At 64.8% G+C, this 25,216-nt stretch carries 23 protein-coding genes; 11 read left to right on the forward strand and 12 right to left on the reverse strand.

All coding sequences use genetic code 11. The annotated features are described in order from the left end of the window. Positions 1-37 precede the first annotated feature (37 nt). Genes AB3L03_RS05235 through AB3L03_RS05245 form a run of 3 tightly spaced genes read right to left on the reverse strand, consistent with a single transcriptional unit; the run spans position 38 to position 3,228 of the window. On the reverse strand, positions 38-1,747 hold the full coding sequence (locus AB3L03_RS05235; RefSeq protein ID WP_026233641.1) for an FAD-dependent oxidoreductase: 1,710 nt from the start codon (positions 1,745-1,747) through the stop codon (positions 38-40). Between the two features lie 46 nt (positions 1,748-1,793). Continuing rightward, entirely contained in the window at positions 1,794-2,261 is a 468-nt protein-coding gene (locus tag AB3L03_RS05240; RefSeq protein ID WP_018458708.1) for a MarR family winged helix-turn-helix transcriptional regulator, read from the reverse strand. A gap of 43 nt (positions 2,262-2,304) precedes the next feature. After that, positions 2,305-3,228, reverse strand: coding sequence for a LysR family transcriptional regulator (locus AB3L03_RS05245; RefSeq protein ID WP_018458707.1), 924 nt, complete (start codon positions 3,226-3,228; stop codon positions 2,305-2,307). Between the two features lie 108 nt (positions 3,229-3,336). Here AB3L03_RS05245 and AB3L03_RS05250 point away from each other — a divergent pair, with 108 nt between their 5' ends. From AB3L03_RS05250 to AB3L03_RS05300, 11 genes are all read left to right on the forward strand, one after another. Beyond that, the gene (locus AB3L03_RS05250; protein WP_018458706.1) at positions 3,337-3,660 is read left to right on the forward strand and encodes a Dabb family protein; all 324 of its coding nucleotides are present in this window, start codon (positions 3,337-3,339) and stop codon (positions 3,658-3,660) included. Beyond that, positions 3,657-4,736 carry a maleylacetate reductase gene (locus tag AB3L03_RS05255; RefSeq protein WP_204510793.1) on the forward strand — a complete coding sequence of 360 codons (1,080 nt, stop codon included), beginning with the start codon at positions 3,657-3,659 and terminating at the stop codon, positions 4,734-4,736. Before AB3L03_RS05250 ends, AB3L03_RS05255 begins: the two co-directional genes overlap by 4 nt. A gap of 4 nt (positions 4,737-4,740) precedes the next feature. Next, entirely contained in the window at positions 4,741-6,111 is a 1,371-nt protein-coding gene (locus AB3L03_RS05260) for an amidohydrolase family protein (RefSeq protein ID WP_204510792.1), read from the forward strand. A gap of 20 nt (positions 6,112-6,131) precedes the next feature. Then, complete coding sequence (locus tag AB3L03_RS05265; RefSeq protein ID WP_018458703.1) at positions 6,132-7,034, forward strand: NAD(P)-dependent oxidoreductase; 903 nt, start codon at positions 6,132-6,134, stop codon at positions 7,032-7,034. 15 nt (positions 7,035-7,049) lie between these two features. Continuing rightward, positions 7,050-7,934: an intradiol ring-cleavage dioxygenase gene (locus tag AB3L03_RS05270; protein WP_085352397.1), complete on the forward strand. Its 885-nt coding sequence runs from the start codon at positions 7,050-7,052 to the stop codon at positions 7,932-7,934. Positions 7,935-7,991: 57 nt separating this feature from the next. Beyond that, positions 7,992-9,386: an FAD-linked oxidase C-terminal domain-containing protein gene (locus tag AB3L03_RS05275; protein ID WP_085352396.1), complete on the forward strand. Its 1,395-nt coding sequence runs from the start codon at positions 7,992-7,994 to the stop codon at positions 9,384-9,386. Further along, positions 9,383-10,909, forward strand: a complete 1,527-nt coding sequence (locus AB3L03_RS05280; RefSeq protein ID WP_085352395.1) for a sugar ABC transporter ATP-binding protein — start codon at positions 9,383-9,385, stop codon at positions 10,907-10,909. The genes AB3L03_RS05275 and AB3L03_RS05280 overlap by 4 nt, the downstream gene beginning before the upstream one ends. Beyond that, positions 10,902-11,852 (forward strand): ABC transporter permease, encoded by a 951-nt coding sequence (locus AB3L03_RS05285; protein WP_204510790.1) that lies wholly within the window; start codon positions 10,902-10,904, stop codon positions 11,850-11,852. Before AB3L03_RS05280 ends, AB3L03_RS05285 begins: the two co-directional genes overlap by 8 nt. Continuing rightward, positions 11,849-12,826: an ABC transporter permease gene (locus AB3L03_RS05290; protein WP_018458698.1), complete on the forward strand. Its 978-nt coding sequence runs from the start codon at positions 11,849-11,851 to the stop codon at positions 12,824-12,826. The genes AB3L03_RS05285 and AB3L03_RS05290 overlap by 4 nt, the downstream gene beginning before the upstream one ends. 42 nt (positions 12,827-12,868) lie before the next feature. Further along, the gene (locus AB3L03_RS05295; RefSeq protein ID WP_085352393.1) at positions 12,869-13,843 is read left to right on the forward strand and encodes a sugar ABC transporter substrate-binding protein; all 975 of its coding nucleotides are present in this window, start codon (positions 12,869-12,871) and stop codon (positions 13,841-13,843) included. 80 nt (positions 13,844-13,923) lie between these two features. After that, a complete protein-coding gene (locus AB3L03_RS05300; protein ID WP_018458696.1) occupies positions 13,924-14,211 on the forward strand; it encodes a YciI family protein in 288 nt (95 codons plus the stop codon). Positions 14,212-14,390: 179 nt separating this feature from the next. Here the strand turns inward: AB3L03_RS05300 and AB3L03_RS05305 are convergent, their stop codons facing one another. From AB3L03_RS05305 to AB3L03_RS05345, 9 genes are all read right to left on the reverse strand, one after another. After that, a complete protein-coding gene (locus AB3L03_RS05305) occupies positions 14,391-15,383 on the reverse strand; it encodes an ABC transporter ATP-binding protein (RefSeq protein ID WP_018458695.1) in 993 nt (330 codons plus the stop codon). Beyond that, positions 15,380-16,369 (reverse strand): ABC transporter ATP-binding protein, encoded by a 990-nt coding sequence (locus AB3L03_RS05310; RefSeq protein WP_204510786.1) that lies wholly within the window; start codon positions 16,367-16,369, stop codon positions 15,380-15,382. The genes AB3L03_RS05305 and AB3L03_RS05310 overlap by 4 nt, the downstream gene beginning before the upstream one ends. Before the next feature lie 19 nt (positions 16,370-16,388). Further along, a complete protein-coding gene (locus tag AB3L03_RS05315) occupies positions 16,389-17,312 on the reverse strand; it encodes an ABC transporter permease (RefSeq protein WP_018458693.1) in 924 nt (307 codons plus the stop codon). Further along, positions 17,309-18,250 carry an ABC transporter permease gene (locus AB3L03_RS05320; protein WP_085352392.1) on the reverse strand — a complete coding sequence of 314 codons (942 nt, stop codon included), beginning with the start codon at positions 18,248-18,250 and terminating at the stop codon, positions 17,309-17,311. The genes AB3L03_RS05315 and AB3L03_RS05320 overlap by 4 nt, the downstream gene beginning before the upstream one ends. A gap of 17 nt (positions 18,251-18,267) precedes the next feature. Then, positions 18,268-19,869, reverse strand: a complete 1,602-nt coding sequence (locus tag AB3L03_RS05325) for an ABC transporter substrate-binding protein (RefSeq protein WP_368508318.1) — start codon at positions 19,867-19,869, stop codon at positions 18,268-18,270. Positions 19,870-20,010: 141 nt separating this feature from the next. Beyond that, positions 20,011-21,681, reverse strand: a complete 1,671-nt coding sequence (nikE, locus tag AB3L03_RS05330; RefSeq protein WP_368508319.1) for a nickel ABC transporter ATP-binding protein NikE — start codon at positions 21,679-21,681, stop codon at positions 20,011-20,013. After that, positions 21,678-22,526: an ABC transporter permease gene (locus tag AB3L03_RS05335; protein ID WP_027569265.1), complete on the reverse strand. Its 849-nt coding sequence runs from the start codon at positions 22,524-22,526 to the stop codon at positions 21,678-21,680. The genes nikE and AB3L03_RS05335 overlap by 4 nt, the downstream gene beginning before the upstream one ends. Continuing rightward, positions 22,523-23,554 carry an ABC transporter permease gene (locus AB3L03_RS05340; RefSeq protein ID WP_204510782.1) on the reverse strand — a complete coding sequence of 344 codons (1,032 nt, stop codon included), beginning with the start codon at positions 23,552-23,554 and terminating at the stop codon, positions 22,523-22,525. The genes AB3L03_RS05335 and AB3L03_RS05340 overlap by 4 nt, the downstream gene beginning before the upstream one ends. Before the next feature lie 28 nt (positions 23,555-23,582). Then, a complete protein-coding gene (locus tag AB3L03_RS05345; RefSeq protein ID WP_368508320.1) occupies positions 23,583-25,202 on the reverse strand; it encodes an ABC transporter substrate-binding protein in 1,620 nt (539 codons plus the stop codon). Between the last annotated feature and the right edge of the window lie 14 nt (positions 25,203-25,216).

The raw sequence follows: 25,216 nt of genomic DNA on the forward strand, positions 1-25,216 counted from the left end.
GCCGCAGCCGCTGGTCGGATGCAACGGCGAGAGTCGATCAGCTTGCCAGCCGTGCGCCGTCGCTCGCGTTGTGTCCGAGTGCTCGGGCAAGGACGCGCCCGATCGTACCAGCCTGTGACGCGCTGCCGCGCCAAGCCACGATTTGGTCGGGGCGTATCAAAGCCAGATCCGCCTCATAGAGATCGCGCAGGGATTTCGGCAGCGTGACGAGTTTCACATCAACCCCGATCGCACGGATGGTCTCGACGACTGACGCTTGAGAGGTCATGACCTCGCCGAACTGGAGCAGCGTCCACTCGAACCCGAACAGGTCGTACAGCGAGACGCCGTCCTCCAACCACGTATGCGGGGCGCGGCCGCCGGGACAGGCGCTCGGAACGTAGACGTTCGCGGCATCGGGCGGCGGCTGGCTGCCGTCGGAGACGATGATCGGCGAGCCGTCGTAGCGCCCACCGAAGGTGACGCCGGGAATGTTGAATTCCGCGCGGGCGTGCTGTTCGAGATAGACGCCCGCCGTCCGCCGCGCCTCGTCGCCGGCCTCGGTGGCGTCCTCGATGTCAGGCGCGGGAGCGAACAGACCGAGCGAGTCGGCAAAGCGACGCGCATAATCGGTGTTGCGCAGCGCTACCGGACGCCGCTCGACCTCATAGCTGTCGAGCAGCCCCGCCGGGCTCACACCCTTGACGACGCTTGCGAGCTTCCAGCCGAGGTTGACCGCATCCTCGATCGCGGTGTTGTAGCCAAGGCCTCCGGTCGGCGTGAACAGATGCGCCGCGTCGCCGCCGAGGAACACTCTGCCCCGCTGCATTCCGTTCGCGACCAGCGCGTGGCCGGCGGTCCAGGTCACGAATGACAGCACTTCGCAGTCAATCGGCGCGTCGCAAGCGCGCTGGAACGCTGCTTTGGCCTCGTTGATTGTGATCGCAATCTCGTCTTCCCCGGGCCGAAGCTGCGTGTGAAACGCAAATTCGTCGCGACCATTCACGGATGCCATGAAGGCGCGGCGGTCGCCGTTGAAGCAATTGTACATCCACGCCTTGGCATGCGGGATGCTCGCGTAGAAGCCAGGCGAACGGAGATAGACCGCCAGCATGCGGCCGCCCATGAAATCGCGCTGCGTTCCGGTTTCGCCGCCGTAGACGATCTCGAGCGATTGCCGGACCATCGAGCGCGGCCCGTCGGCTCCGACCAGGAAGTCGGCCCGGACCTGAAAGCGGCTGTTGTCATCGAGACATTCGATCTCGGCGATAACGCCGTCACCGCTCTCGACGTAGCTGATCAGACGATGACCGTAGCTGAGCCGTATTCCGGGAAGCCGTTCGGCGTGGCGGCGCAGCACCGCCTCGACGTATTTTTGCGAGACCCGATGCGGCAGCTCGGCGGCGCTCCAGGAGCCCGACATGCCCTTGACGAGCTCGCCCGCGCGTGACGATGACGGCAATTGAAATCGGGCCAGCTCGTAACCGGTGTAGCGCGTGAAATACGCAACGTCGGTCGGATAATCCGCAGGCAGACCTTCGCGTCGGATCTCGTCGGCAAAACCCAGCCGCCGATAGTGCTCCATTGAGCGCGCTTGCGTCGCATTGGCTTGCGGATTGAATGCCGTGCCCGGCTTTTCATCGACCAGGATCGCGGACACGCCGCGCCGGCCGAGCTCGTTGGCGAGCATCAGGCCGCAGGGCCCCCCACCCACGATGAGCACCGAGGCCGTCAGACATGTTTCCAAGGCGCTTCTCCCAACCAGCATTATTCCGCATGGTAAGGTCGCCTGACGATATCGTCAAGTAGCCTGACTACTTGGCGTCATCGAGCGTATCGAACGTCGCGCCATAGACCGCCAGTCCCTTCAGGATCGCATCCATCGTGGCCTTGCCGAGTTCGGCGCGCATCTCCTGCTCGGCGACGTCGACCGCGTCGCGGAACGCATCGAGCCATTTGCGCCCGGCCGGCGTGAACATGACGATGCGCGCGCGGCGATCGGTCGGATCGGCGATCCGATCGACCAAGCCGAGCTCGGCGCATTGATCGACCAGCTCGCCCATCGCCTGCTTGCTCATGGAGGCGCGGCGGGCGAGCTCCGTCAGTCTGGTCCCCTCCACGTCGAGATTACGTGTGAGGCCGACATGCGCGATCCTCGTTTCGCCATGCCCCTTCTCGCTCATCAGTTCGAGCACACGACCTTCGAAGCGCCGCACCGCGTTGTTGAGCAGCCGACCGATGTTGGCATGCCGCCATGCGGTGCCGGATGTCCTGGCTTTCAATGGATGTGCCTTCTACAAAGCCGCCTGAATTCGAAAATGTCGCTCACTTCGCCGCGTCGATCCAGATCCCCGGCTGCGAATGCTCGCGGATGTGGGTGACCAGGAAGTCGGAAAAGACCCTGATCTTGGCAGGCAGTCCGGCACGGTTCTGGTAGGCGATGTTCATCGTGAGCAGCGGCAGCTCCCAGTCCATCAGAACGGGGACGAGGCGGCCCGCAGCGATATCGCTTTGCACGATATAGAGCGGCTGGATGAGGATGCCGAGCCCCGCCAGCGCGGCGCCGCGGATGACCTGGCCGTCATTGCTGTCGAGCGTCGACGTGATGCGAACAGTCTGCGCGCCATTGCCCTTGCGCAGGCGCAGCGAATAGGGATCGTTGGCGAGATTGTAGATCAGCATGTTGTGGCGCGCGAGATCGGCGGGCTGCTCCGGCTCGCCGCAGCTTGCGAGGTAGGACGGCGCAGCAGCGAGCACCCGCCGCATCTGGCCGATGCGGCGGACGATGATGTTGGAATCCGGCTCCTGCTCGCGCGTCCTGATCGCCACGTCGATGCCGGCCTCGATGAAATCGGAGTACCGGTTGGCGGTGGTGATCTGCATGTTGAGCTTCGGATAGCGCGCGCGGAAGGCTGGCAGCATCGGCGCCAGATAGATCACCGCAAAGGACAGCGAGCTCGTGACCCGCAGCATGCCTTGCGGCGACAGCGCCCGATCGCTGACGATGTCCTCGGCCTCGGCCAACTCGCTCAAAACCCGGCTCGAGCGCTCCAGCAGCTCCTGCCCCGCCTCAGTCAACCACAGCCGACGGGTGTTGCGCTCGATCAGCCGGACTGCAAGGCGCTCCTCGAGAGCGCTGAGATGGCGGCTCGCGGCAGCATTCGACATCCGTAGGGCTTCGGCAGCTTTGGACATGCTGCCGAGCTCGGCCGTCTTGGCGAATACTTCCAACTGGAGCAGGCGGTCCATTTTTTCGCAAACAGGAAAAGAGACTTACGATTATTGAGCTTTATTTCCGTATCCCGCAAGTCAAAATGGCCTAAACACAAGCAAGATAGCAGGCGAGGAAACAGGGAAATGTCGGGCCCGATCAGGCACATCGTGATGTGGCGGCTGCGCGGCGAGACGCCGGCGGAGCGTTCTGCCGCCCGGGTCAAGGTCAAGACCCTGTTCGAGGGGCTGCGCGGCCGGATCGACGGCCTCACCCATATCGAAGTCGGTCTCGATGTCAGCGATGTCGACTACGCCTGCGACGTCGTTCTGTTCTCCGAATTCACCGACCACGCTGCGCTCGCGGCCTATGCCACCCACCCGGAACATCTGCGCGTGCGCGAGGCGCTGGGCGACTTGCGGATCGGACGCTTCCAGGTCGATTATCCCATCAAAGAGACCGGCGCATGATCGGTACGTTCACCTTTGAAAACCTGCCCTGCCGCGTCGTGTTCGGCAGCGGAGCTTTGGCCTCGGCCAAGGCCGAGGTCGAGCGGCTCGGTGGCAAGCGCGCCCTGGTGCTGACGACGCCGCAGCAGGAGGCGCAAGGCAAAAGTTTGGGCGCGGCGCTCGGTCCGCTCTACGGCGGCATCTTTCCGGGCGCGACCATGCACACGCCGGTCGAGGTCACGGAGCGGGCGCTCGCGGCGATGAAGGCGTGCGAGGCCGACTGCGTCATTTCCCTCGGTGGCGGATCCACGACCGGCCTCGGCAAGGCGCTGGCCTTGCGCACCGGCATCAACCAGCTTTGCATTCCCACGACCTATGCCGGCTCGGAGATGACGCCGATCGTCGGCCAGACCGAGAATGGCCTGAAGACCACGGTCCGCGACGCCGCCATCCTGCCGGAGACCGTGATCTACGATGTCGATCTCACTTTGACGCTGCCGGCGAGCCTGACCGCGACATCAGGCATCAACGCCATCGCACATGCGGTAGAAGCGCTCTACGCGCGCGACACCAATCCCGTCACCTCGCTGATGGCAGAAGAAGGCATTCGCGCCTTGGCGCGTGCCCTGCCCGCCATCGCCGCCAAGGGCGACGATCGCGAGGCTCGCACCGAAGCGCTCTATGGCGCCTGGCTGTGCGGCGTCTGCCTCGGCACCGTCGGCATGGCGCTGCATCACAAGCTCTGCCACACGCTCGGCGGCACCTTCGACCTGCCGCATGCCGAGACCCACACCATCGTGCTGCCGCACGCGCTGGCCTATAACGCGCCGGCCGTGCCCGATGCGATGGCGCGGATCTCACGCGCAATCGGCGCCGCCGATGCACCGCAAGGACTTTTCGAGCTCGCGAAGCGGCTGGGTGCGAAGGTCGCATTGCGCGACATCGGCATGCCCGAAGGCGGCATCGACAAGGCTGCCGACCTCGCGGTCACCAACGCCTACTGGAACCCGCGCCCGCTCGAACGCGACGCCATCCGCGACCTGATCACGCGCGCCTGGGCCGGCGAGCCGCCCGGCGCCATCAAAACGGCAGTTTGATTCGATGCGGCGCACGCTCCTCAAATCCGCTGTCATCATCAGCATGGATGACACGATCGGCGATTTACCTGGCGGCGACGTGCTGATCGAGGGCAGCCGCATCGTTGACGTCCGTCCATCGATCGACGTCGGCGGCGCGGCCGAGACCGAGATCGTCGACGGCACCGGGCGCATCGTCATCCCCGGCCTGATCAACGCCCATATGCACACCTGGCAGACGGGCTTACGCGGCTATGCCGCCAACTGGACGCTGCTGGAATATTTCCGCCGCATGCATGCGGGTCTCGCTACGGTCTTCAGGCCCGAGGACATTTATATCGCGACCTTGGTGGGCGCGCTGAACCAGATGAACCAGGGCACCACCACGCTGGCCGACTGGTGCCACAACAATCCGACGCCCGATCATACCGACGCCGCCGTGCGCGGCCTGATCGAGAGCGGTATCCGTGCGGCCTTCTTCCACGGCTCGCCCAAGCCCGAACCGAAACCGGGCGAGCCGCACTTCTCGGAAGTGCCGCATCCACGCAATGAGGTCGAACGACTGCTGGCGGGGCCCCTCGCCGACCGCGACGGCCTCGTCACGCTCGGCCTTGCGATCCTGGGGCCACATTACTCGACGCTCGACGTCGCCATGCACGATTTCCGCATGGCGCACGAGCTCAAGCTGATCGCATCCATGCATCAGGGCGGTGGTCCCGCGAAGACGCCCGGTGGCTGGGAGAAGCTGATCGGGGCGGGTCTAGTCGGCCCCGGCATCAACATCGTCCATGGCAATGACCTGCCTGACGAACTGCTGGACCGGATGGTCGATCTCGGCGTCTCCTTCTCGGTGACGCCGGAGAACGAAATGATCCAGGGCCACGGCTTTCCGATCACCGGACGGCTGCTCAAGCGCGGCGTGCGGCCGACCATCGGCATCGATCTGGAATCCGTACTGGCGGGCGACCTCTTCTCCGCCGCGCGCGTTGCGCTCTCGATGCAGCGGGCGCTCGACAACGCCGAGTCGCGCAAGGCCAGCGGCACCATTCCGGCGACGACCACGATCCCCGTCCGCGAGGCGCTGCGCTGGATCACGACGGAAGGCGCCCGCATGCTCGGCCGCGAGGACCAGATCGGCTCGCTGACACCGGGCAAGCTCGCCGACCTCGTCATCATCAATTGCTCCGATCTCAACCTCGTCCCGGTGCACGATCCCGTTTCCACCGTGGTGATGCAGACGAGCCTTGCCAATATCGAGGCCGTGATGATCGGCGGCGTGTGGAAGAAGCGGAATGGTCGGCTGCTGGCCGAGGGCCTGGGGGCGAAGAAGGAACTGCTCGTGCAATCCGGCCGGCGACTGGTGCACGACATCGAACGACAGGGACACGCCGCCTGAGGGCGTCAAGGACAACAACAATGACGGACGCTTCGAAACACATCGCTTTCATCGGGATCGGCAAGATGGGCTTGCCGATGTCGGTGCTCGTCGCCAAGGCCGGTTATGCGGTGACCGCGTTCGACCGGAGCGCCGCACGGCTCGAGGAGGCTCGCACGCAAGGCATTTCGATTGCCGCTTCACCGGCCGAGGCCGTGGACGGCAAGGCCGCGATCGTCACGTCCTTGCCCGATGACGCTGCCTTGCGCGGCGCATTGCTCGGCCCAACCGGCCTCATCGCCGCGATGGCGGCTGGATCTGTTGTGATCGAGACCAGCACCGTGAGCGTCGAGGCGTCCGCAGAGGTCGACGCCGCCGCCCAGGCGCGCGGTGTCTTCTACCTGCGGGCGCCGGTCTCGGGCAATGCCAGTATCGTCCACACCGGCGCGCTGAGCTGCTTCGTCTCGGGCCCGGAGGACGCCTACGAAAACGCAAAGCCGCTGCTTGCCGCCTTCACCCGCGCCCAGACCTATCTTGGGCCCGGCGAGGAAGCGCGATATGCGAAGCTTGCGGTCAATCTGATGATCGCGGTGTCGGCCGCGATGATGGCGGAGAGTCTGGCGCTGGCGCGCAAGGGCGGCATCGGCTGGCAGGACATTCTGAAAGTCCTCGACGACAGCGCGGTCGCCTCGCCGATGGTGAAATACAAGACCGCGCCGCTGCGCAGCCGCGATTTCGACTCGACTTTCTCCTGCAGGCAGATGGCCAAGGATCTCGATCTGATCCTCGGTGCCGGCCACGCCGTCGGCGTGCCGCTTCAGCTCGCGGCCCAGGTGCGCGAGACCTATGGCTCGCTGGTCGCGCAGGGCGACGGCGACGCCGACTTCATCGCGACCGTCAAGCACCTCGAGCGGCTGTCCGGCCTTGGCGAGCCCAAACTCTGATTCACGGAGGCACCTATGCGAAATTTCAACGAGAACACGATCACGGACGCGGTGCTGGATCGGATCGCAGGCGCGACCGATCCGCGGATCAAGCAGGTCAGCGAAGCGCTGGTGCGCCACCTTCATGCCTTCGTCCGCGAGGTGCGACCGACCCAGAAGGAATGGGAATACGGCATCGAGTTCCTGACCCGCACCGGCCACATGTGCGACGACAAGCGCCAGGAGTTCATCCTGCTGTCGGACGCGCTCGGCGTCTCCATGCTGGTCGACGCGATCAATCATCCCGTGCCGGAAGGCGCCACCGAAACCACGGTGCTCGGTCCGTTCTTCGTGCAGGCGTCGCCCGAGAAAGACAACGGCGCTGACATCTCCGGCCCGATGGAAGGCGATCCGATGCTCGTCACCGGCTCGGTGTCGACCGTCGACGGACGGCCGCTTGCCGGCGCCGTCGTGGATGTCTGGCATTCCGACGATGATGGCTATTACGACGTGCAGCAGCTCGACAAGATCGGCGATCTTGCGATGCGGGCGCGCTTCCACACCGACCAGAACGGCCGCTTCAATTTCTGGTCGATCAAGCCGGCTGCCTATCCGATCCCACATGACGGCACAGTTGGGGACATGCTGGCGGTCCAGGGCCGCCATCCCTGGCGCCCGGCGCACGTGCATTTCATGATCTCGGCGCCCGGCTTCGAGCAACTCGTGACCCATGTGTTCGTGGCCGGCGACCAGTATCTCGACAGCGACGTGGTGTTCGGCGTCAAGGACAGCCTGATCCGCGAATTTGTGCAGTGCCCGCCCGGCCGTGCGCCCGATGGTCGCATGGTAGACATCGAGTATTTTCACCTCAACTATGATTTCGGCCTGAAGCAGGTCGCTAGCAGCGCAAGAGCCGCTTAAGCTGAACGACGGCGGACCAGACAAGAGTCCGACAACAGGGCCAGACAGGGAGTAAGAATGGGACCGCGAGTCAGCACGAGCATATTGGCCGATCGCCTCACAGGCATGATCGGCCCGCGCGCGAGCGTCGCGCGTGGCGTGCTCGATCAGCATGGGCAGAGCGAGTCGCATTATCGCAACCTGCCGCCCGACATCGTCGTCTTCCCTGAAACCACGCAGGAAGTCGCGGAGATCGTCAAGCTGTGCGCTGGCGCGAATATGCCCATCGTACCGTTCGGCGCCGGGACCTCGCTCGAAGGCAATGCGGCCGCGGTCGCGGGCGGCGTCTGCTTCGACTTCGCACGCATGAACAAGGTGCTGACGGTGCACGATAGCGACATGGACGTCGTCGTGCAGCCCGGCATCACCCGAAAGCAGCTCAATGCGGAGCTGCGCGGCACCGGGCTTTTCTTTCCGATCGATCCCGGCGCCGACGCCTCGATCGGCGGCATGACGTCCACGCGAGCTTCCGGCACGATGGCGGTGCGCTACGGCACCATGAAGGACAACGTCATGGCGCTGGAGGTGGTTCTGGCCGACGGCCGCGTGATCCGGACCGCCAGACGCGCGCGCAAGTCAGCCGCCGGTTATGACCTGACGCGCATGTTCGTCGGCGCCGAGGGCACGCTCGGACTCATCACCGAAATCACGCTGAAGGTGCATCCCGTGCCGCAGGCGATCTCGGCCGCGGTTTGCAGCTTCGACACCCTGCACAACGCCGTGGACACCGCGATCTCCGTGATCCAGTCCGCGATCCCCATCGCGCGTATCGAGTTGCTCGACGACGTCATGATGCGCGGCATCAACGCCTACGCGAAGCTCGGCTATCGCGAAGCCCCGACGCTGTTCTTTGAATTCCATGGTTCCGAGACTTCCGTCGCCGAGCAGGCCGAGGCCGCACAGGCCATCGCCGCCGACCATGGCGGCCACGGCTTTGCCTGGTCCAAGGCACCGGAGGATCGCAGCCGGCTCTGGCACGCCCGCGACAACACGCTCTATGCGGGCCTGGGCCTGCGCCCCGGCGCGCGTGCCGTGATCACCGACGTCTGCGTGCCGATCTCGCGACTGGCGGAATGCCTCACGGATACCCGGCGCGACGCGGACGAGCACGGTTTTACGGCGCCGATCGTCGGGCATGTCGGCGACGGCAATTTCCACATGCTGATTCTGATCGATCCGGCCAGGCCCGAGGAAGCCGAAGGCGCCAAGGCGCTGCAGGCCCGCATGGTCGCCCGCGCGATTGCCATGGACGGCACCTGCACCGGCGAGCACGGCATTGGGCTCGGCAAGATCGATTATCTCACCGACGAGCTCGGCGAGGCCGTCGATGTGATGCGGTCGATCAAGACCGCGCTCGACCCTGACGGACTGATGAACCCCGGAAAGATCTTTGCAGGCGGAGCGCAGGCATGAGCACCGCCGCATTAGCCGTCGAGCCCGCCTCACCTGTCCCGCTCCTTGAGCTGCGCGACATCAGTAAGGAGTTTCCCGGCGTCAAGGCGCTGGACGACGTCTCCTTTGCCGTCTTCCCCGGCGAAGTCCACATGCTGCTGGGCGAGAACGGCGCCGGCAAGTCGAGCCTGATGAAGGTGCTGTGCGGCGCCTATCGCGCCGATGCCGGCGAGTTCTACTACAGAGGCGAGCCGGTCGCGATCCACTCGGCCGCGGACGCGCAGAAGCTCGGCATTGCCGTGATCTTCCAGGAATTCTCCCTCGTCCCCCATCTCGATATCGCCCAGAACATTTTTCTCGGCCGCGAGCCGAAGGGCCGCATCCCCGGCACGATCGATCGCCGCAAGATTTTGGCCGACGCGGCGCGCGTGCTCGGCACGATCGGCTTTGACATCGATCCCTCCACCATCGTTGACAAGCTGGGGGTGGCGCAGCAGCAGATGGTCGAGATCGCGAAGGCGATCAGCCAGAACGCCCGCATCCTGGTGATGGACGAGCCGACTGCGGCGCTATCCGATCGCGAGACCGAGCTGCTGTTCGCGCTGATCGCGCGGCTGAAGGCCGACGGCGTCTCGATCGTCTACATCTCGCACCGCATGGCGGAGGTGTTCGCGCTCGGCGACCGCATCACCGTGCTGCGTGACGGCCGCCGCATCGACGGCGTCAAACCTGCTGACGTCACGCCGGACCAGCTCGTCCGCATGATGGTCGGTCGCAACGTCGACATGACCTACCCGCGCAATTTTGCCGACAAGCCCGGCGAGCTGCTGCTCGAGGTCAAGGCCTTGAGTTCATCGACGGGGATCGCCGACATCAACATCGAGGTGCGCCGCGGTGAGATTGTCGGCCTGTGTGGCCTGGTCGGCTCCGGTCGCAGCGAAGTCGCGCGCGCGATCTTCGGTGCCGATCCCGTGACATCAGGCGAGATCGTGTTCGACGGCAAAGTCATTTCCGGTGAGCCCGACCTCGCCGCCCGCCGCGGCATTGCGCTGATCCCGGAGAGCCGCAAGAGCGAAGGTCTCGCGCTGCTGCGATCGGTGAGCGACAATCTGGTAGTGTCGGCGCTGCGAAAACTGTTCCCGAGCGGGTTGTTCGACCAGCGCAGTGCGCAGCGCACTGCCGACGGCCTGATCCGTCAGCTACGCATTGCGACGCCTAGCGCACGGCAGACCGTCGGCCTGCTTTCAGGCGGCAATCAGCAGAAGGTCGTGATCGGCAAGTGGCTCGCCGCCGGCTCGAAACTTTTCATCTTCGACGAGCCGACCCGGGGCATCGACATCGGCGCCAAGGCCGAAATCTTCGCCCTGATCGACCGCCTTGTCGCGGAAGGCGCGGCGGCGCTGATGATCTCGTCCGAACAGGTCGAGATCTGCCACGTCTGCGACCGCGCCTATGTGATGCGCGAAGGGCGCATCGCCGGGCATCTCGCGCGTAGCGAGCTGACCGAGGAGAACATCGTGCGACTGGGGATGCATCATGCGTGAGGCCGCGGTCGTCTCTCAACCGAATCCGCTGCAACGGATTCCCGGCGTTGCCATCGTGCTGGTGCTGCTGATCGCGCTGTTCAGCACGATCGCGCCCGGCTTCCTGTCGGTCGCCAACCTCTCCAACGTGCTGGTGCAGTCGACGATCCTGACCATGCTCGCGCTGCCGATGACCTTGATCATCATGACCGAGGGGCTGGATCTGTCGATGGGCGCGGTGCTGACGCTGACCTCGCTCTGCGTCGCCATCGTCTCGCTCACCACCCACTCGATGTTGCTCGGCCTCGGTGCCGGGCTCCTCGTCGGCGCGGCCTTCGGCTTCGCCAATGGCTGGCTGGTCGCCATCGTGGGCATCCCGCCCTTCGTTGCGACCTTGGGCACGCTCGGCATGGCGCAGGGCCTATCGCTGATCGTCAGCGACGGCCACAGCGTGGTCGGCATCCCCCACAGCGTGCGCGACATCTATTCGGCGACGCTTTTGGGAATTCCCGTGCCGATCGTGATGGCACTCGTGACCTACGCGGTCTTCCACGGCCTGCTCTATCACACCCGCTTCGGCACCTACATCTTCGCGCTCGGCGGCAACCGCGAGGCGCTGCGCTACGCCGGCCTCTCACCGAACAAGCTGCTGATCGCGGTCTATGCGATCGGCGGCGCCATGGCCGGCATCGCCGGCCTCTTGATGACTGCGCGGATGAATTCCGGGCATCCAACCGCGGGCCTCGGTCTCGAATTCGATGCGATCGCGGCCGTCGCCGTCGGCGGCACATCGTTCGAGCGCGGCAATGGCTGGCTGCTCGGCACGCTGCTCGGGGTGCTCTCGGTCGGCGTGCTGCGCAACGGGCTGAACCTGATCTCGCTGCCGTCCTCGGTGCAGGTCGCAAGCGTCGGCGTCCTCGTCATCGTTGCCCTCTTCCTTGACGGCCTGCGGAGCCGCGCATGACCGACATCAGCAAAGACGCCATCGCGCCGCCCCGCTCGTTCCTGTCGCAGGACGCGATCCAAATGTTCTATCGCCTGCTTGCGGCGCTGCTGATTTGTGCGGTGCTCGCCGTGCTCAGCGATTCCTTCCTGAGCCTCGGCAACATTCTCAATGTGCTCAGGCAGGCGAGCCTGACCTTCTTCATCGCCTCCGGCCTGACCCTGGTGGTGCTGACCGCGGGCCTCGATCTCTCCGTCGGCGCCAATGTGGCGCTGTCCGCCTGCATCGCCGGGACCGTGATCCACAAGACCGGCTCGCCGGCGCTCGGCATACTCACGGGGCTTGCCTGCGGCGGCATCGTTGGGCTCCTCAACGGCGTCATGGTCACCGCGCTGCGCATCCCCTCCTTCATCGCCACTTACGGCATGCTCTGGGTGCTGAACGGCCTCACCTATTGGTACATGGCGGGCGAAACCCTTCACGGCTTCCCGGCCGGCTTCCGCCAGATCGGCAGCGGCTATCTATTCGGCCTGCCGATCCCGGTCTATCTGCTGCTGGTGTTCCTCGGGATCGGAACGCTGTTTGCGCAGCGAACGATCTGGGGCCAGGAGATCTACGCGATCGGCGCCAATCCGGTCGCGGCGCGGCTCTCCGGCATTCCGGTCGCCCGACGCCTGCTGCTGGTCTACGCCGTCTCCGGCACCATGGCGGGGCTCGCCTCGATCATCTTCCTGTCGCGGCTCAATTCGGCCGAGGCCGACATCGGCGAAAGCCTGACGCTGCCCGCGATCGCCGCGGTGCTGATCGGCGGCACCTCGCTGTTTGGCGGCGTCGGTACCGTGTTCGGCACCTTCATCGGCGCACTGATCCTGACGCTGGTGCTGAACGGCATGAACCTCTTGTCGGTCAGCGCCAACTGGCAGCCGATCGTCACCGGCATCATCGTCATTCTCGCGGTCTGGCTCGACATGAAGACCCGCCGCCGCGCGCAATGAGTTCTTGAACGACCAACAAGCAAAACGAGGGATGGAGGCAACATGAAACAGACACTGGGCTATTTGGCGCTGCCGCTGCTGATGGCGGCTGCGCTCACCACGCAAGCGCGAGCCGACGGCGAGACCATCGCCGTCTTCACCAAGAACCAGACCAACCCGTTCTTCCAGACGGTGCGAGTCGGCGCGGACAACATGGCGAAGACGCTGAACGCCAAGACGCTGCAGTACATCCCGACCAAGCCCGACAGCATTCCGGAGCAGCTCAGCCAGATCGAAGACGTCGTGGTGAAGAAGCCGAGCGCCATCGTCTTCACGCCGGTCGACTACAAGGCGATGGTGCCGGGCGTCGAGAAGATCAACGACGCCAAGATCCCCGTCGTCAACATCACCGACCGCTCGGCCGGCGGCAAGTTCCTGTCCTTCGTCGGCGCCGACGATTACAGCCTCGGGCTCGAGACCGCGCGCTTCCTGCTCAAGACGCTCGGCGGCAAGGGCAACATCGTCATCATCGAGGGCGTCAAGGGCTCGCTGACCAATGTCGACCGCGTCCGCGGCTTCAACGACGCGTTGAAGGAAAACGCCGGTGCGAAACTGCTGGCCTCGCAGCCCGGCAATTACCAGCGGCTCCAGGCGCTCCAGGTGATGGAGAATCTGATGCAGTCGAACGCGCAGATCGACGGCGTGCTCGCCGCCAACGACGCCATGGCGGTCGGCGCGATCGAGGCCCTCGACGGCGCCAACCGCAAGGCGCAGGTGATCGGCATCAACGGCACCAAGGAAGCGATCGACGCGATCAAGTCCGGCAAGCTGCTCGCGAGCGGCGATTACAACGGATTCTTTCAAGGCTGCCTCGGCACCATGATGGCGATCCGCTCCTTGCGCAACCAGCCCGTCATTGCTGAGATCGTGCTGAAGCCGACCGTGATCACCAAGGACAATTACCAGCCGTTCGACGTGCCGCTGGAGCAACGGAGCTGCCCGACTTTCGAAGAAGCCAGCAAGCTCGGCGGCAAGTAACCAACCGCCGCCATCACGACAAGCCCGGACGGCCGCAGCCGCGGCCGTCCCAAGAAAACGTGATATAAACGGAGACCATCATGCTGTTCGCCATTCACGCCCTCGACCGCGCCGGCGCGCTGCCGATCCGGCTCGCCAATTACGACGCCCACAAGGCTTTCCTGAGCGACACCTCGCGCTTCGGCGTCAAGATCGTGATGTCAGGGCCGCTGGTCTCCGACGACGGCGAGAGGATGATTGGCAGCCTGTTCCTGATCGAGGCGCCCGGCCGCAGCGAGGTCGAGGCTTTCAACCAAGCCGATCCGTTTGCCGCGGCCGACATCTGGGAAAAGGTCACGATCACGGGCTTCCTGCGCCGCCAGGGTTGAAGGCGGCTAAAACAAAAAACGCGAAAACAACCCCATGCACAGTAGAATGAGGTTGTTTTTACACATGAATTTTCGTCGCAAACGTTTTTGACTCGTCGGGCAAAACAGGAGCAGAGTGTCATCCTCGCCCGATTGACGCCCCTGCGCCTCGATCCAGAGCTTTGCGACCGCCCAGACGGCTAGCCGCTCGTCACCGTCGCACCTTCTTCGAGATGACAGGCCACCCACTGCTCGGGTCCAGCCGCGCGCAATGTCGGCTCCTCGGTCCGGCAGCGATCGAATACGTATGGGCAACGGGTGTGGAAGCGGCACCCGCTCGGCGGGTTGATCGGACTCGGCACGTCTCCCTTGAGGATGATGGGATTGCGCTGAGCGCCAGGCTCGGGCAGCGGCACCGCCGAGAGCAGCGCCTTGGTGTAAGGATGCTTTGGCGCGGCGAAGATCTCGTAGCGCGGCGCCACCTCGACGATCTTGCCGAGATACATCACCGCGACGCGATGGGTCATGTGCTCGACGATCGCGAGGTCATGGCTGATGAACAGCAGCGCCAGGCCGAACTCGCGCTGCAGATCCTGCAGCAGATTGACGATCTGGGCCTTTACCGAGACGTCGAGCGCCGACACCGCCTCGTCGCAGACGATCAGCTCGGGCTCGGCGGCGAGCGCACGCGCGATGCCGATGCGCTGGCGCTGGCCACCGGAGAATTCGTGCGGCCTGCGGTTCAGCGCCTCGCGCGGCAGGCGCACGGTGTCCATCAGCGCCGTCACGCGTGTCTCGAGATCGATCGCGGATTTGGCGAGGCCGAAATTGCGGATCGGCTCGGCCAGAATGTCGCGCACGCGCATGCGCGGATTGAGGCTCGAGAATGGGTCCTGGAACACCACCTGCACCCGGCGGCGCATCTGGCGCATCGTGCTCGGATGAGCGTCGTCGATACGCTGGCCGTCGAGGATGACCTGCCCTGCCGTGATGTCGAACAGTCGCAAAATGGCGCGGCCGACCGTCGATTTGCCGCAGCCGGACTCGCCGACCAGCGACAGCGTCTCGCCGCGCGCGATCTCGAACGACACGCCGTCTACCGCATAGACCCATTCGGACTTGCGGCTGAACAGGCCTTTTTTAACCGGGAAGTGCTTCTTGAGGTCGTTGACCTGGAGCAGCGGGGGACTCATGCCGCGACCGCTCCCTTGGCCGCATAATGGCAGGCCGCGACGTGACGTGGCCCCTTCTCTTCGAGCCCCGGCGCATACTGCCGGCAGAGATCGGTCGCGAGCGCGCAACGTCCGGCGAAGACGCAGCCGACGATGGGCTTGCGCAGATCAGGCACCTGCCCGGGGATCTCCGCCAGCCGTCTCGCGGTGCCGGTCAGCGACGAGCCGAGCCGCGGCACTGCGCCGAGCAGGCCCTGCGTATACGGATGACGCGGCGATCGGAACAGGTCCGCCACCGGCGCTTCCTCGACCTTGCGGCCGGCATACATGACCATGACGCGTTCGGCGATCTCGGCGACGACACCGAGATCGTGGGTGATCAGGATGATGGCTGCGCCAACCCGGTGCTTGAGATCCAGCATCAATTTCAGGATCTGCGCCTGGATCGTCACGTCGAGGGCGGTGGTCGGCTCGTCCGCAATGAGAAGCTTTGGATTGCAGGCGAGTGCAATGGCGATCATGACGCGCTGGCGCATGCCGCCGGAGAGCTGATGCGGATATTCACGCACGCGACGCGTCGGCTCGGGAATGCCGACCAGAATCAACATCTCAATGGCGTGCGCCTCCGCGGCCTGCTTGTCCAGGCCCTGGTGGATCATCAGCGTCTCGCGGATCTGGCGGCCGACAGTCAGGACCGGATTGAGGCTGGTCATCGGCTCCTGAAAAATCATCGAGATGTCGTTGCCGCGGATCGCGCGCATCTCGCGATCCGACATTTGCAGCAGGTCCTTGCCCGCGAAGCGGATGCTGCCGGCGATCCTTCCCGGTGGTTCCGGAATCAGCCGCATCAGCGACATGGAGGTCACCGACTTGCCGCAACCGGACTCACCGACGATGGCGAGGGTCTCGCCCTCGTTGACATGGAACGACACGCCTTCCACCGCGCGGTTGATGCCGCTGGGCGTGCGGAAGTGGGTCTGGAGGTTTTCGACTTCAAGCAGCGCCATCGGGATCAGCCCCTCGCCATTACAGGCTCTTGGCCATGCGCGGATCGAGCGCATCGCGAAGACCGTCGCCGAGCAAATTCACGGCGAGCACGGTGACGGACAGAAACGCCGCCGGAAAGAACACGATGTAGGGCTTGACCTGCCACAGCGCCCGCCCCTCGGCCATGATGTTGCCCCAAGACGGAATGGTCGGCGGCGTTCCCGCGCCGATGAAGGACAGGATCGCTTCCGTGATCATCGCACTGGCGCAAATGTAAGTTGCCTGGATCAGCATCGGCGCCAGCGTGTTGGGCAGGATGTGGCGCAGGATGATCATCGGTGTGCGCGTACCGCAGGCGACCGCCGCATCCACGTAAGGCTGTTCGCGCAGCGACAGCACCACACTACGGACAAGGCGGGAAACCCGCGGGATTTCGGCAACCGTAATCGCCAGAATGACGTTGCCGACGCTGCCGCGTGTCAGCGCCATCAGCGCGATCGCCAGCAGGATCGGCGGGATCGACATCAGGCCGTCCATGAAGCGCATCAAGATGCCGTCGGCCCAGCGGATGAAGCCGGAGACGATGCCGATGGCGAGACCGGCCGCGGAGGCGAAGATCGCAACGGACAAGCCGACCGTGAGCGAGACGCGCGCGCCGAACAGCACGCGTGAATAGATGTCGCGACCGAGCACGTCGGAGCCAAACCAGTAAAGCGCCGACGGCGCGCGGGTGCGCTTGGCCGGCGCAAGTGCGGTCGGATCCACCGTGCCAAGATAAGGCGCAAAAATCGCGATCAGGACGAGTATCAGCAGCAACGTGCCACCGATGGCGACGGTGGGATGGCCCCGCAGCAGGCCGATGAAGCCGCGCCGGATCACGACGGGCCGAAGAATCTCCGGCAGTTGCGGCGCGAGGACGAAGCCCGCCGGCAGCGCTTGCGGATTGACGGTCGTGTCGGTCAATAGCGGATCCTCGGGTCAACGAGCGTATAAACGACGTCGATCATCAGATTGACGAGGACGTAGACGAAGCTGAACAGCAGCACGATGCCCTGGATGACGGGATAATCGCGGCGCAGGATCGCGTCGATCGTGAGCCGGCCGAGGCCGGGAATCGCGAACACGCTTTCCGTGACGACCGCGCCGCCGATCAGAAGCGCAATGCCGATCCCGATCACCGTGACGATCGGCACTGCCGCGTTCTTCAGCGCGTGGACGAACAGGATGCCGCCCTGCCCGAGGCCCTTGGCGCGCGCGGTGCGGATATAATCCTGTTGCAGCACTTCGAGCATGGTGGCGCGCGTGATACGCGCGATCAGCGCGATGTAGACACAGCCGAGTGCGATCGACGGCAGGATCAGGTTTTGCAGCCAGGGCCAGAGGCCCTGGGCGAGCGGCGTATAGCCCTGCACGGGAAGCCATTCGAGCTCCAGCGCAAAGACGTAGGCGAGGACATAGCCGACGACGAAGACCGGCAGGGAGAAGCCGAACACGGCAAAGGCCATGATGGCCCGGTCGATCAGGCTTCCCGCCTTCCAGGCCGCCAGCACGCCGAGCGGCACCGCGACCACGATCGTGAGCAGGAGCGTGACCATCATCAGCGACAGCGTCGGCCCGAGACGCTGGCCGATCATGGTCGAGACCGGCAGATTGGTGAAGATCGAGGTGCCGAGATCGCCGTGCAGAATGCGCCAGACCCAGCTGCCGAACTGGATCAGGAAGGGTCGGTCGAGCCCGAGGCTCTGACGGATGCGCTCCACATCCTCCGGACTTGCCTGATCGCCCGCGATCACCACGGCGGGATCCCCCGGCGCGATGTAGAGCAGGCTGAACACGAACAGCGCGACGATCGCCATCACGGGCAAGGTCGAGGCGATACGCCGGAGGATGTAGGAGAGCATCTGGCTTCAGCGCAGGGTCATGCGGATTTCGACACGCCCCAGAAGAACGGCAGCGGCCCTTTCGTGATGCCGGAGACGTTCTTGCGCCAGGCCGTGTAGCTGAGGAAGAAGCCGGTCGGCGCGTAGACGACGTCCTCGAGCGCGACCTTGTTGAGGCGAGCGACCGCGGCCTTCTCCTCGTCGAGGTTCTTGGCCTCGAACCAGGACGTGACCTCCTTCTCGGTGCCGGGGCTGCTCGGCCAGCCGAACCACGCCTTGTCGCCGTTGGCGCGAATGGCGGTGTAGGGCGCCGGATTGATGCAGTCCGAGCCCGCATGCCAGGTGTGGAACATGTTCCAGCCGCCCTGTCCGGGCGGCGTCTTCTGCGCGCGGCGGGAGCCGACCGTGCCCCAATCGTTCGCGACGAAATCGACATTCATGCCGAGCTGCTTCAAGAGATCGGCGGTCACATCGCCGAACGCCTTGGTGATCGGCTGGTCCTGCGCCACCAGGCACGTCACCGGTTGGCCGGAATAGCCGCTCTCCGCGAGCAGCTTCTTGGCGGCGTCGAGATCGCGCTTGCCCTTCAAGACTTCGCCGCCCGCCTCGGTGTAGAGCGGCGTATCGGGCGTGAAGAAGCCCGGCAGCGACTTCCACAGCGAATTGTCGTCGCCGACGAGCGCACGCATATAGTCTTCCTGGCTCATCGCCATCAGCACTGCGCGCCGCGCCCGCACGTCGTTGAAGGGCGGATACAGGAAGTTCATGCGGAACGAGCCGACATTGCCGAGGGGATCGCCGATGTCGACGCTGATGTTCTTGTTCTTCTTCAGGACCGGGACGAGGTCCGCGATGGGGTTCTCCCACCAGTCGATCTCGCCGTTTTGCAACGCGGCCGCGGCGGTCGCCGGATCCGGCATCACGATCCATTCGACGCGGTCGAGCAGCATCTGCTTGCCGCCGGCGAGCCACGATGCCTTCTCCTGCCGCGGCACATAGTCGGCGAATTTTTCGAACACGGCTTTGGCGCCCGGGACCCACTCACCCTTGGCGAACTTCATCGGCCCCGAGCCGACATAATCGCCGATCTGCTTGAACGGGTCGGTCTGCGCGATGCGCTCCGGCATGATGAAGGCGCAAGGCGAGTTGTTCTTGCCGAGCGCATAGAGCATCTTCGGGAACGGCTGCTTCAGCACCCATTTGAAGGTGCGGTCGTCGACAGCGGTGAGTTCCTGCTGCAGCGCCTTGAGCATCAGCCCCATCGGATCGCGTGCCGCCCAGCGAGTGAGACTCGCAACGACGTCCTTGCTCAGCACCGGCTCGCCGTCATGGAATTTGAGCCCCGGCCGCAATTTGAACGTCCAGGTGGTGCCGTCGTCGGTCACTTCCTCGGCCTCGACCATCTGCCGCTGCGGCTGCAGCGCGGAATCGACGCCGTAGAGCGTATCCCAGACCAGCGCGGCGGCATTGCGCACGACATATTGCGTGCCCCAGATCGGGTCGAAATTGGCAAGGTTTGCTTGCGGCACGAAGCGCAGGGTGCGCGCGGAGGCGCCTTGTGCGATCGCCGGGGCCGAGAGGCCGCTCAATGCCAGACCGCCCGCGCCGGCCAGTCCCTTCAATACGGTCCTGCGATCCATGAAATCCTCCCAATAGTGCCGTGATGCCGGCCATCGTTGGCCAAGAACAGGTGAAACCAGAGCTCATTGGCGTGCAAATGGTATGCCACTAACCAGACCTTCGCCAGCGCGATATCCGCACTAGCTGGGCCAGTCGAGACCTCAAAGCGCGGCCGCCAGCACCGGGCCGGTCTCGATATGCGGGATCGCCGCGACCAGCTTGCGCGTGTAGTCGGTCTTGGGATTGTCGAACAACGCCCGGCTCTCGCCCTGCTCCACGATGCCGCCATTGCGCAGCACGATGGTGCGGTCGCAGAGCATCCGCACCACGTTGAGATCGTGGCTGACGAACAGCAGCGCGATGTCGTTCTCGCGCCGCAGGCGGTCGAGCAGTTGCAGCACCACGGCCTGAACGGAGACGTCGAGCGCAGCGGTCGGCTCGTCCAGCACCAGAAGGCGCGGCCGGCAGGCGATGGCACGGGCGATGCCGACGCGCGCCTTCTGGCCGCCGGAGAGCTGATGCGGAAAGCGCGGCAACAGATCCAGCGGCAGCCCCACGCGATCGGCGCAGTCTTCCACCCGCTTGCGCAGCGCATCGCCCCCACGCATACGATCGAGCCGCATCAGGGGATGGGCGATGCAGTCGAAGGCGGTGAAGCGCGGATTGAGGCTCTCGTTCGGGTCCTGGAACACCATCTGGATATCTTTGCGGAACTGCGAGCGGTGAAAGTCGCGCGACGCCACATGGCCGATCGCCTGGCCGTCGAACACGATCTCGCCCTCGCTCGGGTCGATCAGGCGGCAGATCATGCGCGACGTCGTGCTCTTGCCGGAGCCGGATTCACCGACGAGGCCGACGCTCTCGCCGCCGGCCATCGTCATCGAGAAGTCCGCCACCGCCGCAGCGCCCTCGTCGAAGCGTTTTGCGAGCTTGCGCACTTCCAGCAGCGGCGGAGTCCCGTGGACGGGCTCCCGTCTGGGCCTGCCGATGACAGCCGCGTAGCCTTCCCGCTCCTCTTCCGTCACGAGATCCTCAATCCGGGAGGTCGCGGTTGGCGACGCCGCCACCAGACGCCTGGTATAGGCGTGCTGCGGCGCGCCGAAGAGCGTCCTGGGGCTTGCCTCTTCGACGATGCGGCCGCGTTCCATCACCGCGATACGGCGGCAATATCGCGCCGCTAACCCGAGATCGTGCGTGATCAGGATCGTCGCCATGCCGCGCGCGGCGGCAATCTCCGCCAGGAGGTCCATCACCACTTTCTGCGTGGTGACATCGAGTCCGGTCGTCGGCTCATCGGCGATCAACAGCGCGGGATTGCAGGAAATCGCGATCGCGATCATGACACGCTGGCACATGCCGCCCGAGAGTTCGTGCGGATAGGCGTTCATCCGCGTCTCGGCGTCGCGGATCTGGACGGCGCGCAACAGCTCCAGCGCTTCGGCGCGGGCGGCATCCTTCGATATCCGCTTGTGCGTGAGGATCGCGTCCGCGATCTGCAAACCGATCGCGCGGATCGGATTGAGCGCCGCCCGCGGGTTCTGGAAGATCATCGACATCGCGGCGCCCTGGAGCTGCCGGAGATCGTCACCCCTGAGTTTTGTGACGTCCTGCCCGCGAAACAGTATCTTGCCTGCGGTGACGCGGCCGGCCGCATCGAGCAGCCGCGTCGTGGCAAAACCGGTGACCGACTTGCCAGAGCCGCTTTCGCCGACGAGGCCAAGCATCTCGCCGGCTTCGACCGTGAGCGTCACACCGCGCACGGCCTCGACCATCCCTCGTCGCGTCGAGAATTCGACGTGGAGGTCGTCGATCCTGAGCAATTCCTCGCTCATGTGCGCATGCGCGGATCGAGAATGTCCCGCATCCCGTCACCGAGGAGGTTGAAGCACAGCACGGCCATCATCAACGCGAGGCCCGGAAAGGCCACCAGCCACCACCGCCCCGTCGAGATGAAGCGCGCCCCCTCCGCGACCATGATGCCCCATTCCGGGGTCGGCGGCTTGACGCCAAGGCCGATGAAGGAAAGACCGGCGGCGTTCAGGATCGCCCAGCCGAGGTTGAGTGAGATTTGCACCGCCATCGCCGGCAGGATGTTCGGCAACAGGAAGCGCAGCACCACCGAGAAATGACTCTCGCCGCAGGAACGCGCCGCCTCCACCCAGCCGACATTGCGCCGGACGTTGACCTCGGCACGGGCGAAGCGGATGTAGAAGGGCAGATTGATGATCGCGGTCGCAATCACGATGTTCTCGATCCGGTTGCCGAGCGCCGCAACCATCGCCATCGCCAGCACAAACAGCGGAAAGGCCATCATGACATCGACGAAGCGGCCGACCGAGCGGTCGAGCCTGCCGCCGGCATAGCCGCAGAACGAGCCCACGACGGCGCCGATGACGAAGGAGATGCCGACCGCCGAGACCGCGATGGCCAGGTCGAGCCGTGCCGCAACGACGAGGCGGCTGAACACGTCGCGCCCGAGCTGGTCGGTGCCGGCAAGGTGCGCCGCGCTCGGCGGCTGCAAGGCCTCCGAGACATTGGAGACGATGGGATCATAGGGCACGAGCCACGGTCCGAAGATCGCGACCAGGACGAACAGCAGGACACCGGCCGCGGCGACGCCGGTCAGCGGGTTGCCGCGCAAAATCCAGACCGAATGGCGGAGGGTTGCGCTGGTCATCCGATCGACACCCTGGGATCGGCGATGCCGTAGCAGATATCGACGACCAGATTGACCAGCACGAAGATGCCAGCCATCAGCAGCACAAATCCCTGCACCGGCGCATAGTCGGACGACAGCAGCGCATCGAGCGCGTAGGAGGCAACGCCCGGCCAGGAGAACACCTTCTCCACCAGGACATTGGCGCCAAGCATCGTCGAGAACACGATGCCGGCAATGGTGATGACGGGAAGGATCGCATTGCGCAGCGCATAGGTGACGACGACCTTCTGCCAGGACAATCCGACGGAGCGCGCGGTGCGCACGAAATCGCTACCGAGCGAGACCAGCATCGAGGCACGTGTGATCCGCGCCAGCGGCGCGATGACGAACAGGGCCATGCTCAGCGCCGGCAGGATCAACTGCTTGCAGGCCGCCCACCAGCCTTCGATGTCCCCCGCGATCAGGAAATCGATCGACAGGAACCCGGTGCGCTGCGGCGGCAGTGAGGTGAAGACGTCGATCCGCCCGGTCGGATCAGGCGCAAGACCGAGCAGATAGTAGAACACATAGATCAGCAGCAGGCCCGAGACGAAGGTCGGCACGCAGACGCCGAGCGCACAGAACAGCCGCACGCCGTGATCGACCAGCGATCCCGGTTTCAAGGCTGCGACCACGCCGAGCGGGACCGCCGCGATCAGCGCGATCAGCAGCGCCGTGAAGGTGAGCTCCAGCGAGGCCGGCAGCCGTTCGCGAAGGTCCTTCAGGACCGGCTGGCCGGTCATCATGGAGCGGCCGAGATTGCCGCGCCCGATATCGGACAGATAGAACACGAGCTGCTCCGGCACCGACTTGTCGAGCCCCATCTGCTTGCGGATCTGCTCGATCTCTTCCTTGCCGGCATTGGGCCCCGAGGCGAAGAACACCGCGGGATCTCCGGGGAGGACCCGCATCAGTAGAAAGGTGAAGACCAGCACGCCGAACAACGCCGGCAGCGACGACAGAAGCCGCCTCCCCGCCCGCGCCACCGTCGCACCAAGACCTGTCATCACCATTCAGAGCCCTTGCATGTCGAGATCACTTGCGGCTGACGTCCCGATAATCCACTTGGCGATGGAACTCGTAGGTATAGCCCTCGATCGACGAGGCCATCACGGCGTCCTGGTTCGGCTGCCACAGCGGGATCTGCGGCATCTCGCTGAAATGGATCGCGTTGAGCTTGCGGCCATCCTCCTCGTACTTGGCCTTGTCGGGCTCGAAGCGCGCTTCCTGCGCGATCGTCGCCAGCTCCGGATTGTTGATCGAGCTGTAATTCCAGCGCTGATTGCCCGTGTAGAAGTTGCGGTAGAAGTAATCGGTCGAGGGCAGCCAGGCGACGATGCCTTCCGTGAACAAGGGCAGCTTCTTCTCGTTGATCTGCGTCGACATCTGCGCGTCCGGCAGCTTCTGGATGTCGACCTTGATCCCGATCTTGGCAAGCGATTCCTTCACGAGGGCCGCCATCGGCTCGGCGGTCGAGGCCTGGCCGACGTTGAAGCTGAAGGTGGTCGAAAAACCCTCCGGGAGTCCAGCAGCTTTCAGATACTCCCTTGCCTTGTCGAGATCGGTCTTCACCGGCGCCTGGAACGGATAGATGCCGTTCAACGGCTTGCCATCCGGCCAAGTCGCACCGAACAGCGGGGCTCCGCGACCGAACAGGGCAGCCTTGAACATGTCCTCATAGGGCAGCGCGAAGGCGACGGCGCGGCGGACGTTGACGTTGTCGAAAGGCGGGATCTGGTTGTTCATCGAGACGAAGGTGATCGAATTGTATTGCGGCGTCGAGATCACCTTGAGCTTGCCCTTGGCTTCGAGCGATTGCACGTCGCTGGCCTGGAGATCAACGACGAGATCGGCATCGCCACGCTCGACAAGATTGGCGCGGGTCGCGGGCTCCGGCACGGACTGCACGATTACGCGCTTGAAGAACGCCGGCTTGTCGGGCGAGCCGCGGTTCCAATCCTCGTTGCGCTTGATGATCACTTGCTCGCCGGGCTTGAAGCTCTCGATGACATAAGCACCGCTGCCGGCGGTGTGCTCCTTCAGCCAGGCGGTGGCCCATGGATCCTCTGGTGTCGCATGCTCCTTTGCGACTTTCGAGTTGATGATCAGCGGGTAGACGGTCGCGAGATTCGGCAGCGCGAGCTTGTCGGGTTTCGGCAGCGTCACTTCGATTGTGAGGGGATCGATCACCTTGAACTGGTCGGCCGACGTCAGCGATCCCGTCAGCAATTGCGCCTTGCCGAGGATCGGCGCGGTGACGCAGCGATCGAGCGACCATTTCACATCTTCGGCGGTCACGGGCGAGCCGTCCTGGAACTTGGCGTCCTTGCGCAGACGGAATGTCAGCTTCAGTCCGTCCGGACTGACGTCGTAGGATTCGGCGAGCTCGCCGGCGATCTTGTCGAGATCGAACACCCATTTGCCGTTGAGCTGCTTGCGGCCGAACGCCACAAGGCGGTCGTAAGTGCTCATGCTCAGTGCGAAGGATTCCCGCGTCGAGCCCGGGATGTTGGGATCGAGCGTGTTGACCGATGCACCGGTGACATAGCGCAGCGTCTCCACCCTGGTTTGCGCTTGCGCAGGCGCAGCGGCGACAAGCAGAAGCGCAGTGGTGGCGAGCACGGAGGATGCCATCCTGAAAGACACAAAACGCATTCGTTTTCCCCAAA

Source organism: Bradyrhizobium lupini, assembly GCF_040939785.1.
Lineage (GTDB): Bacteria > Pseudomonadota > Alphaproteobacteria > Rhizobiales > Xanthobacteraceae > Bradyrhizobium > Bradyrhizobium canariense_D.

Excerpts from the sequence above, each read along its gene's own strand:
- AB3L03_RS05325 (WP_368508318.1), bottom strand. The coding sequence starts at position 19,869 with ATGGATCGCAGGACCGTATTGAAGGGACTGGCCGGCGCGGGCGGTCTG.
- AB3L03_RS05310 (WP_204510786.1), bottom strand. The coding sequence starts at position 16,369 with ATGGCGCTGCTTGAAGTCGAAAACCTCCAGACCCACTTCCGCACGCCC.
- AB3L03_RS05280 (WP_085352395.1), top strand. The coding sequence starts at position 9,383 with ATGAGCACCGCCGCATTAGCCGTCGAGCCCGCCTCACCTGTCCCGCTC.
- AB3L03_RS05345 (WP_368508320.1), bottom strand. The coding sequence starts at position 25,202 with ATGCGTTTTGTGTCTTTCAGGATGGCATCCTCCGTGCTCGCCACCACT.
- AB3L03_RS05295 (WP_085352393.1), top strand. The coding sequence starts at position 12,869 with ATGAAACAGACACTGGGCTATTTGGCGCTGCCGCTGCTGATGGCGGCT.
- AB3L03_RS05265 (WP_018458703.1), top strand. The coding sequence starts at position 6,132 with ATGACGGACGCTTCGAAACACATCGCTTTCATCGGGATCGGCAAGATG.
- AB3L03_RS05300 (WP_018458696.1), top strand. The coding sequence starts at position 13,924 with ATGCTGTTCGCCATTCACGCCCTCGACCGCGCCGGCGCGCTGCCGATC.
- AB3L03_RS05335 (WP_027569265.1), bottom strand. The coding sequence starts at position 22,526 with ATGACCAGCGCAACCCTCCGCCATTCGGTCTGGATTTTGCGCGGCAAC.
- AB3L03_RS05260 (WP_204510792.1), top strand. The coding sequence starts at position 4,741 with ATGCGGCGCACGCTCCTCAAATCCGCTGTCATCATCAGCATGGATGAC.
- AB3L03_RS05245 (WP_018458707.1), bottom strand. The coding sequence starts at position 3,228 with ATGGACCGCCTGCTCCAGTTGGAAGTATTCGCCAAGACGGCCGAGCTC.
- AB3L03_RS05275 (WP_085352396.1), top strand. The coding sequence starts at position 7,992 with ATGGGACCGCGAGTCAGCACGAGCATATTGGCCGATCGCCTCACAGGC.
- AB3L03_RS05250 (WP_018458706.1), top strand. The coding sequence starts at position 3,337 with ATGTCGGGCCCGATCAGGCACATCGTGATGTGGCGGCTGCGCGGCGAG.
- AB3L03_RS05285 (WP_204510790.1), top strand. The coding sequence starts at position 10,902 with ATGCGTGAGGCCGCGGTCGTCTCTCAACCGAATCCGCTGCAACGGATT.
- AB3L03_RS05305 (WP_018458695.1), bottom strand. The coding sequence starts at position 15,383 with ATGAGTCCCCCGCTGCTCCAGGTCAACGACCTCAAGAAGCACTTCCCG.
- nikE (WP_368508319.1), bottom strand. The coding sequence starts at position 21,681 with ATGAGCGAGGAATTGCTCAGGATCGACGACCTCCACGTCGAATTCTCG.
- AB3L03_RS05235 (WP_026233641.1), bottom strand. The coding sequence starts at position 1,747 with ATGCTGGTTGGGAGAAGCGCCTTGGAAACATGTCTGACGGCCTCGGTG.
- AB3L03_RS05290 (WP_018458698.1), top strand. The coding sequence starts at position 11,849 with ATGACCGACATCAGCAAAGACGCCATCGCGCCGCCCCGCTCGTTCCTG.
- AB3L03_RS05255 (WP_204510793.1), top strand. The coding sequence starts at position 3,657 with ATGATCGGTACGTTCACCTTTGAAAACCTGCCCTGCCGCGTCGTGTTC.
- AB3L03_RS05320 (WP_085352392.1), bottom strand. The coding sequence starts at position 18,250 with ATGCTCTCCTACATCCTCCGGCGTATCGCCTCGACCTTGCCCGTGATG.
- AB3L03_RS05340 (WP_204510782.1), bottom strand. The coding sequence starts at position 23,554 with ATGACAGGTCTTGGTGCGACGGTGGCGCGGGCGGGGAGGCGGCTTCTG.
- AB3L03_RS05270 (WP_085352397.1), top strand. The coding sequence starts at position 7,050 with ATGCGAAATTTCAACGAGAACACGATCACGGACGCGGTGCTGGATCGG.